Origin of the sequence: Pseudomonas sp. EA_5y_Pfl2_R50 (assembly GCF_963970475.1) — a bacterium.
GTDB lineage: Bacteria > Pseudomonadota > Gammaproteobacteria > Pseudomonadales > Pseudomonadaceae > Aquipseudomonas.
The window spans coordinates 1-562 of record NZ_CAXAPT010000091.1 but is presented as its reverse complement, the minus strand read 5'-3'; the positions used below and the strand labels follow the sequence as shown (position 1 = coordinate 562).

Here is a 562-nt window from a genome sequence, read left to right as displayed (position 1 = left end):
GTGAAAGCTATCCGGCGCGCACTGGGCGACCCCAGCCTCTCCGATGCTGCATTGCGTGCAACAGTGGTGACGGCGATTGCGCCGTTGCTGGTGGCGACTATCGGTACCGGGCGGGCGCAGGCCATTCGTGCCGAAATGGCTGCACGGCCTGCGCGCTTGCGGGCCCTGCTCAAAGCGGTGTCCGGCTTGAACCTCGCCTATGCAGAGGATCATCCCCTTGGGATTGCCATGACCACGCTGGCAGGCGTCTATGCCACCAACGAGACCGGACTGGCGGCTCTGAGCACGCCGTTTGCATCGGCCCCGCGCGCCTTGGTCGAAGCTGCATCCACGGCTGAGGAAAGGCTGGCGGCCTATGAGGTGGCCGCCGCGCTATTGCTCAAGCGCTCGCTGCGCAATGGTGCCGCGAGCAGCGTAGACAGCATCAAGCACCGCAGTCTTTCCGATCAGCTGATGCCGTCCGCGCAGTGGCTCAAACACAAGGGCAGCTTCGCCCGGGCGCAGGCACTACCCAAGACCCTTGAGGGCTATCTCGGCGATTACAAAGCGACATTGACCGCCC

General features: G+C 64.6%; 1 protein-coding gene. It reads left to right on the top strand.

Annotated elements, in window-relative coordinates; translation table 11 throughout:
• A partial coding sequence (locus tag AACY19_RS26860; protein WP_339454520.1) for a hypothetical protein occupies positions 1–562 on the top strand: 562 nt, incomplete at both ends.